General features: G+C 30.8%; 11 protein-coding genes. 1 reads left to right on the forward strand and 10 read right to left on the reverse strand.

Annotated features, from left to right (window positions below; translation table 11 throughout):
* Positions 1-461 precede the first annotated feature (461 nt).
* The 4 genes from L1S49_RS01505 to L1S49_RS01515 all read right to left on the reverse strand — a co-directional run bounded on the left by L1S49_RS01505 (position 462) and on the right by L1S49_RS01515 (position 10,971).
* Positions 462-9,065, reverse strand: coding sequence for a glucoamylase family protein (locus L1S49_RS01505; RefSeq protein ID WP_238902250.1), 8,604 nt, complete (start codon positions 9,063-9,065; stop codon positions 462-464).
* A 130-nt stretch (positions 9,066-9,195) separates the two neighbouring features.
* Positions 9,196-9,465, reverse strand: coding sequence for a DUF3343 domain-containing protein (locus L1S49_RS01510; RefSeq protein WP_238902251.1), 270 nt, complete (start codon positions 9,463-9,465; stop codon positions 9,196-9,198).
* Between the two features lie 31 nt (positions 9,466-9,496).
* On the reverse strand, positions 9,497-9,712 hold the full coding sequence (locus tag L1S49_RS23355) for a hypothetical protein (RefSeq protein WP_343073965.1): 216 nt from the start codon (positions 9,710-9,712) through the stop codon (positions 9,497-9,499).
* Between the two features lie 80 nt (positions 9,713-9,792).
* Positions 9,793-10,971: an AAA family ATPase gene (locus tag L1S49_RS01515; protein WP_343073966.1), complete on the reverse strand. Its 1,179-nt coding sequence runs from the start codon at positions 10,969-10,971 to the stop codon at positions 9,793-9,795.
* A gap of 258 nt (positions 10,972-11,229) precedes the next feature.
* Between L1S49_RS01515 and L1S49_RS01520 the strand changes: the two genes are divergently transcribed.
* Positions 11,230-12,366, forward strand: coding sequence for an aminotransferase class V-fold PLP-dependent enzyme (locus tag L1S49_RS01520; RefSeq protein ID WP_238902252.1), 1,137 nt, complete (start codon positions 11,230-11,232; stop codon positions 12,364-12,366).
* A 68-nt stretch (positions 12,367-12,434) separates the two neighbouring features.
* Here the strand turns inward: L1S49_RS01520 and L1S49_RS01525 are convergent, their stop codons facing one another.
* The 6 genes from L1S49_RS01525 to L1S49_RS01550 all read right to left on the reverse strand — a co-directional run bounded on the left by L1S49_RS01525 (position 12,435) and on the right by L1S49_RS01550 (position 19,291).
* Positions 12,435-13,439: an ADP-ribosylglycohydrolase family protein gene (locus L1S49_RS01525; RefSeq protein WP_238902253.1), complete on the reverse strand. Its 1,005-nt coding sequence runs from the start codon at positions 13,437-13,439 to the stop codon at positions 12,435-12,437.
* 15 nt (positions 13,440-13,454) lie between these two features.
* Entirely contained in the window at positions 13,455-15,365 is a 1,911-nt protein-coding gene (locus L1S49_RS01530) for a beta-glucoside-specific PTS transporter subunit IIABC (RefSeq protein ID WP_238902254.1), read from the reverse strand.
* 115 nt (positions 15,366-15,480) lie between these two features.
* Positions 15,481-16,317 carry a PRD domain-containing protein gene (locus L1S49_RS01535; RefSeq protein WP_238902255.1) on the reverse strand — a complete coding sequence of 279 codons (837 nt, stop codon included), beginning with the start codon at positions 16,315-16,317 and terminating at the stop codon, positions 15,481-15,483.
* Positions 16,318-16,499: 182 nt separating this feature from the next.
* A complete protein-coding gene (locus tag L1S49_RS01540; protein WP_238902256.1) occupies positions 16,500-17,585 on the reverse strand; it encodes an ABC transporter permease in 1,086 nt (361 codons plus the stop codon).
* A gap of 1 nt (position 17,586) precedes the next feature.
* The gene (locus L1S49_RS01545; RefSeq protein ID WP_238902257.1) at positions 17,587-18,321 is read right to left on the reverse strand and encodes an ABC transporter ATP-binding protein; all 735 of its coding nucleotides are present in this window, start codon (positions 18,319-18,321) and stop codon (positions 17,587-17,589) included.
* 199 nt (positions 18,322-18,520) lie between these two features.
* The gene (locus L1S49_RS01550) at positions 18,521-19,291 is read right to left on the reverse strand and encodes a YhfC family intramembrane metalloprotease (protein ID WP_238902258.1); all 771 of its coding nucleotides are present in this window, start codon (positions 19,289-19,291) and stop codon (positions 18,521-18,523) included.
* Positions 19,292-19,309 lie beyond the last annotated feature (18 nt).

Genomic DNA, 19,309 nt, shown 5'->3' on the forward strand with positions numbered 1-19,309 from the left:
ATTAAATTCCTTCTAAGTACAGCATAACACCATATTGACACTTTGACACTTTGACACTTTGACACTTTGACACTTTAACACTTTGACACTTTGACACTTTGACACTTTGACACTTTGACACTGGGTAGTCTACTTTTCTTCCTACTCATTATTCATCTTTATAAAAAATATTTTTCTATTCTTCTATTGTTTAATATGGATTTTGACTTTGCCTTAATTTATTAGCAAGGCTTTTTTAAAAAAGTTTACTTTGTTCCTAATAAGTAAAAGGATTAGACTGACGCTGAGAAAGATAAGGAATTTAATTAAGTTCTTCGAGCTTCTAAAAGGAAGAAGATATAAGGAATCTAATGGAGCTTAGAACCGCTCCTACAGAATAGAAGTGCGCGTCAATAGGATAGGGATGCAAAAATAAAAAAAGAGACCATTGCAATAACTAATTACAATAGTCTCTCTCTTAGTCAGATAACCACTTTAACTATATGTTCTCCATCTTCTAAGTATGGAACTAGATTATCCTCTAATAGTTTACCATCAAGATAAATTTCTTTCTTTTCCCCTCTAACAACCTTAATGTTATAGGAGCATTTATCTTTTCTGTAGTTAATCTCATATTCATTCCATTCATCTGGAACAGCTGGTTCTATAGTGAATCCCTTATCTCCTTTTAGCTTTAGTCCAAGGATTCCTTCAATACCTACTCTAAACATCCATCCAGAAGTTCCAGTATACCAGCTCCAACCTCCTCTTCCTTCATGACCTTCTGCACCATATACATCGGCGGTCATTACGTAAGGTTCTACTTTATATCTTTCACATTCTAGATGAGATTTTGAATGGTTTATAGGATTTATCATATGGAAGGTTTTCCATGCCTTATATCCATAACCTAACTTCGCCATAGCTAATATTACCCAAGTAGCTGCATGGGTATATTGACCTCCATTTTCTCTAACTCCAGCAATATAACCTTTTATATATCCTGGTTCTAACTTAGAATTATTAAAAGGTGGTGTAAGTAGAAGCACTATTCCTTTATCTTCTTTAATTAAATATTTTTCTAAGGCACGCATTGCTTCTTCTACACGCTCTTTTCTTCCTGCTCCAGATATAACTGCCCAAGATTGTGATAGAGAATCTATCTGACATTCATCATTTTCTATGGAACCAAGTGGAGTTCCATCGTCAAAGTAGGCTCTTCTATACCAGCCTCCATCCCAAGCATTTTTCTCTAGATTTTCTCCTATAAAATCTCTCATTTCTTCATATCGTGTGAACTTTTCTTCATCATTTCTATGTTTACAAATTTCTTTAAAGTTATCTAGTATGCTGTATAAGAACCATCCAAGCCATACACTTTCTCCTTTTCCTTCGTTTCCTACAGTACTCATACCATCATTCCAGTCTCCACTTCCCATAAGTGGAATATTGTGTTCCCCAAATCTTAAAGAAATCTCTATAGCTCTTATACAATGTTCATATATGCTTCCTTTTTTATCTGATTCTGGAGTAACTTTATATCTTTCATCTTCCCCGTCTCTTAATGGTTCATCTTCAAGATATACTGCTTCTTCATCTAATATACTGTAATCTCCAGTGTTTTTTATGTAATCTATAGTTACATAAGGAAGCCATAACAAGTCATCAGAAAATCTTGTTCTTATACCACTATTGACAACTGGATGCCACCAATGCTGAACATCGCCCTCTACGAACTGCCTTGTTGCGCTTCGTATTATTTGCTCCTTAGTAAAGCTTGAATCTAAAAATCCTATGGACATAACATCTTGAAGCTGATCTCTAAAGCCCATAGCTCCACCAGATTGATAAAATGCAGTTCTAGCCCAATACCTACAAGCGAGAGTTTGGTACATAAGCCATCCGTTAAGCATAATATCCATGGTTTTATCTGGCGTTTTAACTTGAACTCTATGAAGTAAATCCCTCCAGAAATTCTTAACCTCTACTAACGAGTTATCAGCATAACTAATATCTTTAAATCTATTAATTACAGCTTTTATATTTTCTATTCCTTCTTTTTGACCAAATAATACTACTAATTCGATTTCTTCATCTGGTTTTAATGAAATCTTAGTATTACATGCTAAACAAGGGTCGTATCCAGCTCCAGTAACATTTGATAACCTAACTTTCTTTAGAGCTTCAGGTTCCTCAACATTTCCGCCTCTTCCTAAAAATTCGCTTCTATTTCCAGTGAAACTTCTGTCCTCTCCGCCTAATATAGTAAGGTATGCAAATGCCCTTCCAAAATGCTCACTATAAGGGTTTTGAGCATATATAAAGTCTTCCTCTAAATAGCTTGATATATATTGAACAGTCTGCTGAGGCACTACTCCTAATGAAAGCTCTGAATAATAGGTTAATGATAATTTTCTCTCTTCATTAGTATGATTTTTTAACTTTACTATCTCCACTCTTACACTTTCATCCATAGGACAGAAAGTAGTCATTTCTCCTAATATTCCTTGTGAGAAATGTTTAAACCTTGAATATCCAAAACCATGTTCAGCTATATATTCTCCCTTATCTCTAAGTGGTCTTGCGGATATTCCCCATACCTTTCCTGTAATCTCATCTCTTACATATAAGCCTTCAGTTAATGGGTCTGTTATAGGATCGTTTGACCAAGTACTTATCTTATTTTCTCTACTATTTTTATACCAGGTATAGCTGCTTCCACTTTCTGATATATGGAACCCAAAGTCTCCATTAGATACTACATTAATCCAAGGTGCAGGAGTGGTCTTATTGTCCTTAAGTATTATTACATACTCGTCATTTTCTGTGTCGAATCCACCTACTCCATTATAGTAATCTAGATTTTTGCTTGGGTATGAATAGGGAATATTTCCATAGTCTTTTTCTTTTACAGATAAATATTCTATATCGTCTTCCTCTTCACTTACTAGTTCTATTTGTTCTATTAAACTTCCCTTGTCTCCATCAATAACAAATCTAGCTATGGATATTAAAAATTCTATGTCATCCTGAGCCATACTTCCTTTGCTATGTAGGAACACTCCTCCTTGAATATTTTGTCTATCCCTTGCATAGCTTGAATTTACAATATCCTTTATAGCTTCTTGTAGGGGTTGAATATATAGAGTATTTTGTAGATTTAATACTACAAAATCTACTTTAAGACCTTTTCTATCCCAATATTCATGAGCTTGAAGTCCTTGCTTTATTAAATACAAATCCTTCTCATCCCTTATTATTATTAAAAGTATAGGTACGTCTCCTGATATACCATAAGGCCATAAGGATGATTGAGCCTTCTTAATCCTTTTAATATAATCTTCTCTTTCTCTTAGCGAGTTATTTAAGAATAATATCTTTGAAGCCATAAGCTGATATATATTTGCTTGTGTAGACTTTATTCCTAAATATTTCATTTCCATTTGCGTCTGAGTCCAAGAAGCTTCAAATACCTTTTCAACATTTCTCATTTCTGAGTATTTTTTTGCTAATTCTATAACTTCTTCTCTAGAATCCCCAACTGCTGTTGTATAAGCTATCTTTACTGTTTCACCTGGTCTTATTTTTAATCTTCTTCTCATGCTTATTATAGGATCCAGTACTGCACCTACTGTATTTTTAAGTGGTGTTTCATCATCCATAACTATAGGATTTGATACCGCTCTTCCTCTACCTAAAAAATTAGCTCTGCTAGTTTCATATTGTATTGTTCCTATAGCTTCTCCTTGAACTGCTATAGTCTGCATAACATGAGGTTTTTTCTGCCCTTTAGCTCTTGGTCTTCTGTTAGCTATTACACAAGAAGGACTTTCAACATATTCAGTTTTTATAAATAAGTTACTAAAGGTTGGATGAACTATATCTGCATTATAAGGTGCAAGAGTAGCTTCAGCATAACTTGTTACCTCTACAGTTCTACTATGTTCACTGTGATTAGTTATGGATATTCTCCTTACTTCTGCATTGTCCTCTTGAGACACAGTTATTTCATAATAAGTTGTAAGATTACCATCTTTTCTCCTAAACTCTGCTTTATCTAGAGAGAATATAACCTCATACTCTTCTACTTCATTGCCACATGGTGAATAAGCTGCGCTCCAATACTCATTAGAGTTTAAATTCTTTATATAAAAGAACATTCCTGTATTATCTAAAGTAAGATCTTCTCTCCATCTGTAAACAGTCATATCCTTTAGCTTACCGTATCCACTTCCACTATTAGTTATCATGGTTGAGTAATTACCATTAGACAAAAGATGACCCTCTGGATATTTACTCTTAGCAGTATTAAAGGTTCTTACTACGATATCTTGTTTTTCTAGATTTAATTCTATAGGTTCAAATTTTTGTGGTCTATCATATACAACTCTCTTAGATACCTTCTCTTGAAGTAATAGTTCAGTTGCCTTAACTCTAGGTATTCTATGGAATCTATCTTGAAAAATATTGTGATTTAATACATTTGTTAAAGCCATTAAACTCATACCTTGATGATGAACCATAAAACATTTAACTATGGCCTTATTTACATCTTTAGATAATCTATCCTTTGTATAATCAATAGCTTCATATAAACCATATTTCCCATCTAGCCCTTCGTTTTTTAGATTTTTTATATTTTCTAAAGAACCTTTAAAGTCTATTTGAAGCCCCATTACTGTTGAATATGGAGATACTACTAACTCATTTGCTAACCCTCTTTTTAGGCCTATGCTTGGAACTCCAAATGCTTTATACTGATAATTTTTTGAGATATCAAATGTATAAAATGCTGACTCTGATATTCCCCAAGGCACCCCTCTTTTCCTTCCATAACGCTGCTGAACACCTATTACTTCTCTATAAGTCTCATTTAACAGAGTATCTGGATAGTTTCTCATAATAAGTAGGGGCATGTAGTATTCAAACATAGTTCCAGACCAAGAAACAAGACCTTTTCCACTATCCATAAGAGTCATTGCTCTTCCTAAACTAAACCAGTGTCTTTGCTCCACATCACCTTTGGCTACTGCTATAAAACTTGCTTGCCTTGATTCTGATGCAAGTAAGTCATAATAAGAATTTCCAAGCTCATCTCTCTCTATGTCATATCCTATAGCAAAGAGATTTCTGCTTTTATTATATAAAATTGAGAAATCAGTATTCTCTGCCATACTGTGTAAATTATCTTTTACTCTATTAATTTTATTGATTATTTTATTTACTTCTTCTTTTCCGTTATTAAAAAGAAGTTTAAACTCTTCCCACCAAACTTCATTTATATGGGTACCTGAAATAACTTCATCTATTTTATTATTTAACTCTGATAATTTAGTATTAGAAGGAATCTTTTTAAGATCCTCTTCTTTGGTATCCATTGAAGATATGTTTTGTATAAATATATCTACCCAAGGGAATATCCTTTGTATTTCTCCTAAATACTTATTTACAGAACTTTTTAACTTATTGTTCCAATACAAGTTTCTACAGCCATCAATCTTATCAACTTCTAAGGCTTTATTTCTTATATTAGTTAAAAGATTTCTCCAACTTATAATATCTAAATCTACTTCTCTAATATCACTTATTATAGGTGAGTAGATTTCTTTTATTCCTGAGGCTAACTCTATTTCTTCATTGCATAACCCTAAAACATCGCATAATCCATCTATCTTCTTTTTATTAACTATAGTATCATTTTTATATTCTTCAAGGGCTTCCTCAGCCACCCATAAATACCCTACTAGATTTCCACTATCAACTGTAGAAACATACCTTGGATATAAAGGTTCTTTACTTACAGTGTCATACCAATTATAAAAGTGTCCTTTATATTTTATAAGCCCATCCATGCTGGTTAATATTTTTTCTAATCTATCTACAGCTTCTATTACTCCTATGTACCCTAAATCGTAAGCTGCTAAGTTAGATGTGATACCCATTCCCATGTTAGTAGGTGAAGTTCTTGTAGCTACTCCATTTGGAGGATCAGCCTGATAATTATCAGGTGCTAACCAGTTGTTTTCCTTATTAACAAAATCCTCAAAATATGCCCAAGTCTTTCTACTTAAAATTCTTAATAAATGAGTATCTTCCTTATTTATATCTAAACGAGTTAAAGGTATATCACTACTAATATAATAGGCAACTACTGGGCTTAAAAACCATAAAATACATGAAGGAAGTATTAATAACCCCGCTTCTGTAGAATTTAAGAAAGAAATTCCCAAAATTAATAGGGCTATAGCAGACCCTTGCCACATAAACGAAATAAAATCCTTCATTCCCCTCTTAAGCTTTGACTCAACATCAGCTGCTGTTTGCCATTCAAGAAGATTTTTTTTACTAATAAAAACTCTATATAAAGTTTTTATTATAGCATTCATCATTAAGTAAGCTTGATAAGGTAAAAAGCAAAAAATCAATAAAGTTTGTTCTAATGCTGTTTTCCCATTTCCTATTTTCCCTGATAAACTTATCCCCTTAATAGGTGAAACTACTGCCTCTGACACATCAAAAAGAATAGGACATAAAATAGCTAATAAAGCTATAACTATCCATTCTTCACTATGAGGAAATATAACAAAAGATAATAGTGTCAGTAATATAATAGATGGTGCTAAAATACTTCTCCTTAAGTTATCAAATATCTTCCACCTAGAAACAGTATTTAAAGGAGACTTTTTAGTAATCCATTTAATAATCTGCCAATCTCCTCTTACCCATCTATGTAATCTCATAGAGCTAGAATTATAATAAGCTGGGTACCCATCTATAAGTTCTATATCTGTAACTAATGCTGTCCTTACATAAGAACCTTCTAATAAGTCATGACTAAGCACTGTATTTTCTGGAATCTCATCTTTAAGCATGTAGTTAAAAATATCTACATCATAAATTCCCTTCCCTGTAAAAATGCCCTCGCCAAAAAAATCATTATATACATCTGATATAGCAGTAGTATATTTATCTATCCCTGTTTCCCCAGAGAAAATCTTTGAAAAAACAGTTTTGTTAGCTGCAATAGTACCAACACTTACTCTAGGCTGCATTAAGCCATATCCTCTTTTAACCCTTTTATCTTTTTCATCAACATGAGGTTTATTAAGCACATGACACATAGCCCCTATAAGTTTTTTTGCAGTTTCTCTAGGCAATTGAGTATCTGCGTCTAAGGTTATTACATACTTAACCTTTTGAAGTTTTGTAATATCTCCGCTTATAGTATCATAACTTGTTTTTTTAGCTCCTCTTAGTAGAGCATTAAACTCCATGAGCTTACCACGTTTTCTTTCCCATCCAATCCATATATTTTCCTTGTCGTTATATTGTCTATATCTATTAAAGAAATAAAATATATCTTCACCATTATTTGAATATTTATCATTTAATCTTTTTACTTCATTTAAAGCTACTTCTAATATGTGTTTATCTTCTTTTTCTTCTTTATTTTTACCGTCCTTAAAATCTCCTAAAAGCCCAAAGTATAGATTTTTATGTTGATTTGCAAGATAATATACCTCTAAATCTCCTATCAACTCCAAAACCCTATCTTTATTACTTAATAGAGTTGGAATAACAACCATGGATGTGCAATCCTCTGGCAATTCCTTTGATAGCTCCATTTTAGGAATAAATTTAGGATCTAATAATTTATTTATACTCCAATGTAATATAGAAATAACTATCTCGCTACAAGGTATAAGAAGTACCAAAAAAGCCACTACATAAGTAATAGGATTTAGAGAATTCTTTACCATTCCTATAGATATAAAGCTTAATAAAATAGTGACAACTGTTATAACACATAAGTATAGGAAAGTTTTATGCTTAAATATAAAACCCTCAAAACCATCCTTTATACTTCTTTTTCCACCAACTACTTTTTTCAATTTACTTATACCATCATCTATAAGGTAATAACCTATATGTCTTATATAAGCTTCATCACTATCAGCATTTTTTGCACACTCAATAGCTTTTTGTGCTATAACAACCTCATCTACATCTATGGTTTTTGATAATTTTTCTATCTTATGTCTATAGTGGTCTCTAGATTCAAAATCCATATTACAATAAATATTAGCTGGATCATTTTGCAATATTTTCTCCACCATACTTATTTCTTCAAATATGTCTCTCCAATTTATTGCAGCTACTGCTCTTATACTAGTAACTGAATTCCCCATTGATATCTGATAACTTCCTTGCTTTTGATGCTCAACAATTATCATTTTGTCAGCCGTAGTTTGCTGCAAAATTAGTCTATCATCTATCCACTTATAAAATGGTGCTCTATCTACACCATTATCTCTAACAACCTTAAGTAATCTTTCCACAAAATGTGAACTATACTCTATATTTTCCTCTAAGGATATCCTTCTAAGTTCATCCTCAAGTCTTTCATTGTTATATGCCTCTATAATTTTCTCAGCTAAAGTTTCTGCCTTTTGCTTTTCTTGTTGTGCATAAATTATTTTTTCTGCTATCTTACTTATATTTTGAATTAAAGCTATCCTTATCATAATAGGTAAAGCCCAAAGCTCTCCTGTAGTAAGAACAGAGTTTTTTTGATATGCCTTTATAAAGGTTTCTATAATTTCTTCATCTACGGCTCCATCTGTATGAGAAATAAGTTCTACTGCTATGTGATAACACCTAGCATATCCCTTCATTATCCCTTTTTTAATTACTGGAAGTCCCTTATAATAGGACATTGGCATATTATGTTTTATGTCCTTATATTCTCTTTCAATTAAATATAAATTATCTATCATCCATTCAGCCGCTGGCAGAATTTCTTTTCTTTGTTTAACCTGCTTATCTAAATATTCATAAGTCTTAATTATCTGACCATAACTATTGTCTAAGCTTTTAATTAATTTTCTTCTACAATTGGACTTCCTCGTAATGGTAGAAAAATATTGTGATATCTGAAAAGCATGCTTTTCTAAACTTTCTTTATTTATACTTATACTAGGAACATCCTCCATTAAATTATGGTCTTCTTCTCCTCTGCCTCTTAATAACATATAAAGTATAGCTACTCCAATTACTGCTAATATAGTTATATATCCATAGAGCATGTAATCCTCTCCTCACTTTTCTGATTAATAAAATTATTATGCCCCAAGAAATAAAAATTATATGAACCTATATAACAAAAAAAATCACTATACTGTAGAATAATTTCTATCTACCTTATAGTGATTTTCCTTAAAGCTCTATTTTTTCTATGTTTCTATTTAATCCAATCTTACTAACATTGTAGTATCCAGCTACATCAATACTTACTTCTTTAAGAGTAGATACAGCTTTTTCTAAATCCTTAGTTTCTATTTTTATAGATAAACCACAACTTGCTGTTATCTCTCTAGGTACAGGTAAAACTTTAACCTCTATATCATTTAGTTTTAATTCCTTCTCTGCTCTTATAGCATTACTTGTTGAATTAAATGCAATTAAATTAAAAATTTCTTCATTCATCTTAATCACCTACTAGTAAATTATAAATATTTTAGACATAAACCTCAAAAATTTCCTTTTTATCTATAGTAAGAGTGCTTGTTTTATACTCTTTACTTTTATTGAAATTAAATATAAGAAGATATCCCTTATCTAATCCATGTATGTCTAAGTAATCACAAATTTGTTTTAACCCTTGTTTATGATACTCCGCTCCCCTCCATATTTTCATTTCAATTATATATTTGAAATTATTGTAGGTTATCACTAAATCTAATCTTTTTTCTTCTGATATTTGAACCTCTTTAAAATCGAATCCTGTTCCGTTGATTATAGGTTTTATGAACGCTAAGAATATAATCCTCCATCATTATTTGTGAAGCTTGATTTAATGTTGTACAAACTCATATTATTAGCTGAAGTTCGTACTTTTGATATCATATAGTTATAAATTATTTCTTCAAATATTTTATTACTTATTTCTACCCCATTTTCACCTTTTTTAAATATTCCATAGGTTAAACCTAATGCTATGGTTGGGTCCAACGGATTAAATATTATATGCTCTCCATCAACTAAAATTCTACTTACTAATTTATATAATTCTTTATTGTTTTCTAAGTTTTTGATTATGCTCTCAAACAAAGTATTTACTTCTTCATTAATCATTTTAATTGCTTTTCGAATTTCTTCTCTACTCCAAGGAAGCTTCTCTTCAAATAATATTTTTTCATCAATAATCTGACAAATCTTACTTACTAAATAAGGGTAGCCTCCTGTGAAGAAGTAAATTTCATCACTTAAAGCCTTAATATCCATATCATAGATATTATTAGCTTCCCTATACTCATTAAGCATAGTTGATATTTCTTCTGGGGAAAAACTCATATCTACATCAAAATCTACAGCTATATTCCAAGGTGAGTTATATTTAGCCTCTTCCTCTGCTCTTAACTTTAATTTCAAACTTTTAATATCATACATCCCAACTAATATAACAGATTTAAAAGTATAATCTTCTCCTACTTCTCTTGCTAAATATTTTTTTCTTAACATTCCTATAAAACTTAAGAACAACTGATTATTTGAACTTTGATCAACCTCATCAATTAATAAAATTACTTCTTTCTCTGATAGTTCTATAAATTTAGTTATAGAATCTGATAATTCATCTAGATCTTGAACCTTGGTATTAAATAATTCTATTAATTGATTATTTTTTTCTATTTCAACTTTTATAGATTGATATATCAATTTTAAAAATTTATTTGAAAAGGTCTCTTCATCCTCAAAGGCTTTATGGAGTCCCCCTTCAAAACTAATATTTATAACTAAATATTCTTCAGTCAATAATTTTTTTAATCTGCTTAATGTAGTAGTTTTTCCGTATTGTCTAGGTCTATTTATAGTAAAATAAAATTCATTATCTATAAGTTCTTTAATCTGAATAAGCTTTTTACTTATATCAACCATGTAGTGTTTTCTTGGAACACAAACTCCTGTACTATTAAATCTTTTTTTAATCAACTATAAATACACCTCACTTTTAGTTTTAAATTACTAGATTAATTATACCATAATTTTTAGTTTAGAAAGATTTAGCTTTGTTTAAATCCATAAGTCTATGTTGGAAAGAAAAGTTGGTGAATTAAGAGATACATTTGCTATAATATTATGTAGTTGATAATTGAGAGTTGATGGTTAATGGAACTATCTAGTCAAAAAAACGCAATAATTCTCAATTCTCCACTTTCAACTTTCAACTGAAAAAGAGGTGCAAATATAATGATTTATTTTGATAATGCAGCTACAAGCTTTCCAAAACCAGATACTGTAGCTCTAGCTGTTGCAAATGCTATAAATACTTTAGGAAATCCTTCTAGAGGCTCTTACTCTTTAGCTCTTGATGCTTCTAGACTTGTATATAAAACAAGAGAAAAAGTTTCAGAATTATTTAATGTAGGTAATCCTCTAAATGTTGCCTTCACTTCAAATTCTACAGAAGCTTTAAATATATCTTTAAATGGTTGTCTGAGCATAGGTGATCATGTAATAACTACGGAACTTGAACACAATTCTGTTTTAAGACCACTTTATGCCTTAAGAGAAAAAGGAATTGATTTATCTATAATTCCTTCTGATATAAATGGAATTTTAAATTACTCTCAAATAGAAAAAAAAATTAAATCAACCACTAAAGCCATAGTCTTCACCCATGGTTCAAATCTTACAGGAAATCTTATAGACATAAAACTTATAGGAGAAATCTGCAAAAGAAACAATCTATTATTTATATTAGATGCTTCTCAAACTGCTGGAGTTTTCCCTATAGATATGCACAAATTCAACATAGATATAGTTTGCTTTACAGGACATAAATCTTTAATGGGTCCCCAAGGTACAGGCGGAGTATGTATAAAAGATAATCTTTTAATACGTCCATTAAAAACAGGTGGCAGCGGAAGTCACTCTTATTCAAAGTCCCACCCCCTAGAAATGCCCGATGCTTTAGAAGCAGGAACAGTTAATAGCCACAGTATAGCTGGACTTTTAGCAGGGCTTGAATTTATAGAGGAAATAGGAATAAATAAAATAAGAGAAAAGGAACTCTCTCATATGTGGAAGTTTTATAATGGAATTAAAGATATACAAAATATACGTATCTATGGCGACTTCTCAAAGTTTTTAAGAGCTCCTATAGTTACTTTAAATCTTGGCGATTATGATTCAAACCTTGTATGCGATGAGCTTTGGAATAACTATGAAATAGCAACAAGAGCTGGTGCTCACTGTGCTCCACTTATGCATGAAGCTTTAGGCACTAAAGAACAAGGAGCAGTAAGATTTAGTTTTTCTTACTTTAATACTGATGAAGAAATTGAAATTGGGATTAAAGCTATAAAAGAATTATCAGATTTATAATTTTTAAGGTGAGGGGTTTATTTTATAAAATAAACCCACCTCACCTTAAAAATGCTAATTATATATTTCTATATCTGAAAAAACGGACTATATTCTAATATTTTTTTAGCTATCTCCTCGAAGTTATACTCATTAACCTTCTCTAATAATTCAATATCTCTGCTGTCAAAGTTTGGATTCATACCTCCACAAATTGCTGTACTTATAGCTCCGATTGTATCAGTATCTCCACCATAGTTTGCACTAATAATAGCTGCCTCTTTTGGATCTCCTTTTGATAATGTTATAATCGCTAGTACAATAGGTAAAAACTCAACACTTTCGAATCCTGGCCCTATTTCATTATATAATCTTTTCAATGCATGTTCTTTAGATGAATTCTCAATTATATCTTTAGCGTGACTAATTTTATATCCTAATGAAGAAGATGGCATATCGAATCCATAATTCTCACTTACTTTTAAAACTTGTATTGAAAGCTCCCAAATAAAGTCTAAGTTCTTTCCACCTTCACTTACATAGCTTATAATTGCTGCAATTGCACTTGCACATTGAATTGCTATTTTAGTATTATGTGTTGGTAAACAGATTTGATATACATTGTTTACTAGATCATTTAAATTATTATAATCCGAAATTATGCCTATTGGTGATATTTTCATTGAAGCCCCATTTGTTGTACCAAAGATTCCTGCTTTTTCTATAGGCGTTCCATTTTGGATACTGACTAAAGCTTTAGCTGTAGATGGTCCCATAACATTTTTCCAATTATCTGATGAATCCATCCATCTAAGTATTTTTTTCACAAAATCATCAGCATTTATCTTTCCTTTATTCTCAACCAAAGAATCTAAAACAAAAATAGTATTTATTGTATCATCTGTAACTGATCCAGCAGTCATTAACCTTCCTATAAAATTATTAGGTGGAGAATCTATAAATGTTTTTACCCCATCAGGATACATTTTTTTTACTTTTTCCTGTGTGAAAGCTTCTGTTGGCATGCCTAAAGCATCTCCAAAAGAACATCCTATAATTATTCCCTTAATTCTTTTTAGTAAATCTTCATTCATAATCTTCTCTCCCATCTATAAAACAACTTTATTATGCAATATCGTTAACAAAGTATCTAGAAAATCTACATTTTCTTTAGTAGACTCTAAAATATCTAAGTACATAGTGCTATTTGATATAATTATTGGCGTTTCAGTAATATATCCTGCTTTTTCTATTTCTTTTATATCAAATTCTAAAATTAAATCCCCTTCTTTAATACGACTGCCTTGCTCGATTTTTTTATAAAAATATTTGCCCTCTAGTTGAACGGTATCTCTTCCAATATGAATCAATATCTCTTCCCCACTATCACTTGTAATACCTATAGCGTGCCCAGTTGGAAATAAGGTTGTCACAATTCCATTACAAGGAGCTATAACTTTTCCCTCTTCAGGATAAATTAAAACACCTTTTCCTAAAGTGCCTTGTGAAAAAATAGGATCCTCAGCATTTTCAAGACTAGTAATTCTACCTTTCATAGGTGATTTAACAGCTATATTTTCTGTAACTTTGTTTGATACTTCTTTCTTTGAATAGCTATCTATCCCCTCTTCGCTAAAAGTAAAATAAGTTAAAAGGAATGCTATTATCATAGTTACCAATGTTCCAATGATTCCTATTACTAACCCAAAAGTATCTCCATTTGGGTTAAGAAATCCTACTATACCTAGAACCCCTACAGTCATTGCATACATTTTTATTGAGAATATAGAAATAATTATAGAACCAATTGCAGCACCAATCATTGAAAAAGCAAATCTCTTTTTCACAGGTAAAGTTATTCCATAAATTGCGGGTTCTATAATGCAGAAACAGCCTGAAATTATTGCTGGTACACAAATAGCTTTAGTTTTCTTGTTTTTCGTTCTTATATAAACAGCTAATACTACAGCCGTTTGCGCAAATGATGCAGTAAATAACATAGGTAATATATAATCACTAGAAGATGCCGCAAAATTTAATGCTGCTATAGTTATTAGTGGCCAATGTAGTCCTAGAATTACTAGTGGTTGATAAATTAGTGCAACTACTAAAGTTGTTATTATAGGTGAAAGTTCATATAACCACGTGATTGCAGCTGTAATTATTAAGCTTGCAAAGTTAGCAATTGGTCCAATAATTAATATTGCAGCTGGAGCGCTAATAAGTAAGGTCAGAAATGGAACTAAAGTAAATCCTACTATATCTGGAATCTTACCCTTGATAACTTTCTCTACTTTTGAAGCAAAATATACTGCAAAAATTATAGGAATTACTGTTGATCCGTAACCTGTAGCTGGAAACATTATCGGAATCCCAAAAAATGTTTTATACACTGCAGTTTCAAAAATAGTTCCTGTAAATAAATTGTATAACACATCTCCTGATGCAAGATTTGTTGTTATATTAGTAAATACCAATACACTACCTATTAACATACCTGTAAAAACATTAGACTTAAATGCTTTAGCACTTGTATATCCAAGAATAATAGGAAAAAATGCAAATATGGCATTTCCCATAGCATGTAAAATAATATATGCTCCATCAGTAGGTGATAAAACTCCTATAGTAGTTAGTATCGCTAATAAGCCTTGTATTAGACCAGAAGATGCTAGAGCCCCAAGCCCTGGAGTCATAACCTTAGTTATTGTGTCTATTAGTTTATCTAACGCTGTTTTATCATCATCTTCCATATCTTTGTCACTATTTTTAATTCCTAACTTACCAACTGCCACCTCATATACTTCTCCAACATGAGTTCCTATAACTACTTGATATTTTCCTCCTGCTTTTTGAGCGGTAACTATTCCTTGATTTTTTTTAAGTTCCTCCTCATTAATTAATGAAAAATCTTTAAGTGAAAAACGAAGCCTTGTCATGCAATGTGTTAACGACTCCACATTAGCTTTCCCCCCAATATTTTCAATAATAAAATCCACTAATTCATCATACTTTGCCATCATAATTCCTCCTATTTAATATGTTTTTTAGAAAATTAATAGAAGGTTTAGCCAACTTAATGTCACTATCCATTGATTTAAAATCTATGTATAAAATCCTCCTTTCTATATTAATTTATCTATTCGCAATTCGTTCTATATGAATTGTTAGATACATTTTCTCATCAATATTTACGGAGTAATTGTATTGGTTTTCAATAAAGTAAGTAATTTTCTCAACGCATTCATAAGATTTCGAATATTTATTCTTTACAATATTGAATAAATCAAGGTCTTCACTATCAGAAGAATACTCCTTTTTTTGCAGTAACCTTTGTGCAAAAAATTTTAGATGCATAATAAATCTATAAAAGAATACAGAATCTTCATCAAACTTTTTCCCAAAATAATAAGATACTATGTTTGTTATTTCATGAATAATTACTGTGATTTTTTGAATATCTGCCACCTCATCGCCTAATTCAGCATCTGCAATATGAAGTGCAATAAATCCTGCTTCATCATCTGGCAACTCTATATCAAGTCTTTTTTTAATTAAATTAATACCATGTAAACCTATTTCAAAATGTATTTTATAAAATCTTTTTATCTCCCACAATAACCCGTTATTTATACTTATTCCAACTTTATATCTTTTGATTGATTCATTAATATGATCTGCAATAAAAATATACGTACTTTCCTTAAGTTTTTTGCCAAGAATCTTATTTGCATATGATACTATATTGTCTGCTACTTCTATTATTTCTATAGGAACATTTAAAAATAAATCCTGAATATCTTTATAATTATCAGTGCTTGCAAGCTTATAGATTTTATCAACGTTTTCTTTTAAAATATAATCTCCATTAACTTTTTTAAAAGTTATACCCCTCCCCATTACTATCATTTCTTCATTTGTTTCATTAACAACAACTGCGACGTTATTGTTTAATATTTTTTTAATTAGCAACTACATCCCTCCTTCCAATAAAAAAAAGCAAACCCAACCAAATGTAATAAACATGTGGTTTAGCTTGCTTTTAGCAATCACTATCCGCCTAATAATATATTTTATAAGTACATTATATTATTAATCATAACTAATATCAAGATATTTGTTTATTAAAATATCTAAAATAAATACTTACTTAACTAAATCCTTCTATATTTCTTTAAAGCTAATATATTGAGCATTATAAATAATATTGCATATCCTGTAAGCATAAAAACATCAAAAGAAACTTCTCCTAAAGTGTATCCTTTTATAGCAACGTTTTTTAAAGCTTCAGCTCCATAGGTAAGTGGGAATACTTTAGATAAAACATGTACCCATGTTGGAGCTTCTGTTAAATTAAATATGCCGCTAAATAAAATCTGAGGAATTATTATCACTGGTATAAATTGAAACAACTGAAGTTCATTTCTTGCAAATGAAGATAAAAATGTACCTAAGGACAGAGATCCCGCTGCAAGTATTATATTTATTAATAATACACTTAAAAAATTTCCTTTTAAATTTATATCTAATCCATAAAACATAAACAGTTGTATAATTACAGTCTGAATAACTACAAATGTACCAAAACCTATAAAATATCCAAGTACTATCTCACTTCTTTTTAAGGGAGTAGCTAATATTCTATCCAAGGTTCCACTTATTCTCTCTCTTAAAAAGGATACCCCTGCTATTAAAAATACAAAAAAGAATATAAAAAATCCCATCATGGTTGGTGCTAAAACATCAAATAAATCCATATCTTCTGAGCCATAAAGATAATTGATCTCTGGTTTATTAGGCATATCTACTTTCACTGTATTTCCCTTTAAGATTTTACTGATATCTTTTATAAATACAGATAATTTATCTTCTGAATAAGATGACACTGCCTTACTTGCAGAATTTATTGTAAGTTTTGCTGTATTAGGATCTGAACCATCAATAGTTATTTCTGCTTTGTCTCCACTAAAATCTATAAATCCATCTGATTTCTTTTCTTTAAGATTATCTATAGCTTCATTTTCATTAGATACATTTGTGACCTCTGCCTCGTCTTCAAGGAAAACTATAAACTCTTCTGGTGCTGATATTACATCAACCTTTGCCTTCTCTGGAGCAGAAGTCAATATTATACTAAAAAGATAAATAACAAATATAGGTGCTAATAACATCATTCCTATGGTTCGCTTATCTCCTATTATCTGTTTCATAACTCTTTTAGCAACAGTAATACTTCTCATATTATTTTTCCCCCTTTAAGCTTCCAAAATATAAAAAAGCACCTTCTATAGTTGTTGAGTTAGCTTGTTTTTTTAAGTCCTCTGGAGAAGATAATGCTGTTATCTTTCCATCTCTTATAAGGGCTAATCTATCGCATTTCTCAGCTTCATCCATAACATGAGTGGTAATTATTATAGTACAACCACTATCTTTAAGTTCATTAAACTTGCCCCAGAACTCCTGTCTAAGCACTGGATCTATTCCAACTGTTGGTTCATCTAATATTAGAATCTCAGGGGTGTGTATTAAAGCTATTGCAAGAGATAGTCTTCTTTTCATTCCGCCAGAGAAGTTTCTCACAGCCTTTTTTTCATCTTCTAAAAGATGTGTAAGTTTTAAAACCTCTCTAGCCCTCTCTTTTGCTATCTTTCCTTTTAATCCATAAAGTTCAGCAAAAAACAAAAGATTATCCATTGCATTTAAGTCCTCATATAAGGCATCAGATTGAGCCATATAACCAACCTTAGATGTTACATTTAATGATGGAATTTTAGTATTCAACACTTCAATACTTCCTAAGTTCGGTGTCTGCATTCCAACTATAGATTTCACTAAAGTTGTTTTTCCAGAACCAGAAGGTCCTAAGATACCTAATACCTCACCTTTTTTAACCTCAATACTTACATCATCAAGTACTGTATTGGAACCAAACTTCTGTGTAATATTTTGTACAGAAATAACAGAGTTACTGTGCATGGTAAGTTGCCTCCTATATTTATAATTATTTTCTTATTCCATCAAGTAATATACGGGTCATTTTCTCTACCTCTTCTTCATCATTTTCAACTGGAAACATATTAGGGAAATTAACTGTAAATACAATATATTCCTAAAACATTTTATTGTAAATAGAAAAAACTCTGAGTATAAAAATTTATTCTCAGGGTTTTATTTCTTATTCAATATTCTCAAATACTTTTCTACTTCTTATAGTAAAAACTACCGCTATAATTGCAAATATACCTACAACTGCCTCTACTATAAAAACATTACTTATTATCTTGGTTTGATATAAAGCAGGAATAAAATCTACTAATGCATGGAGCAATATTGCATATAAAAGATAAATATTTTTTCTCTTTTTAATTCCATAAAACACTACAAAAGTAAGTCCAACTTGAACCATAAATGCAAATATTCTCTCAATACCACCAACCCCAATCATTAAAGGAGTTGCATTCATTACTGAAGATTTAATACCTTCAACCATAGATTCACTTTGTCCCTTTAGCATCGTATCTAAAGTGCCTGAGTTTAATGCAAAAGTTATTATTAAAGAGTTCAGAAAACTCAATCCTCCAACTAGTATAGCTTCTATTCCTCCATGACCTATAGCATATCCTAGTCCGTCTTTCCATTCTCTTTTATTCTTTAAAAAAGTTTTGAAAACCAAAAATCTTCCTGTTTCTTCAAATACTCCAGCAGCCAGAGCCCCATATATTCCAAAAGCTAAAGTGTTTACTGGAATTATATTAGATGATGTTACAACTTTATGAAGTATTTGCTCTAATATTAGTGCAAATAATACAAATCCTATTATTCCCCCTAAGGTTGTCTTTATAGATATACCTTCTTTAATTTTGAAATATATAAATATACCTATAGGAAATAATACACAAACTAGCATTACTATAATCATTGAAATTATTACATTATTACTTACCATATTAACACCCCCCTCTAC

The sequence above is a fragment of the Clostridium sp. YIM B02506 genome, from assembly GCF_022324845.1.
Taxonomy (GTDB): Bacteria; Bacillota; Clostridia; order Clostridiales; family Clostridiaceae; genus Clostridium_T; species Clostridium_T intestinale.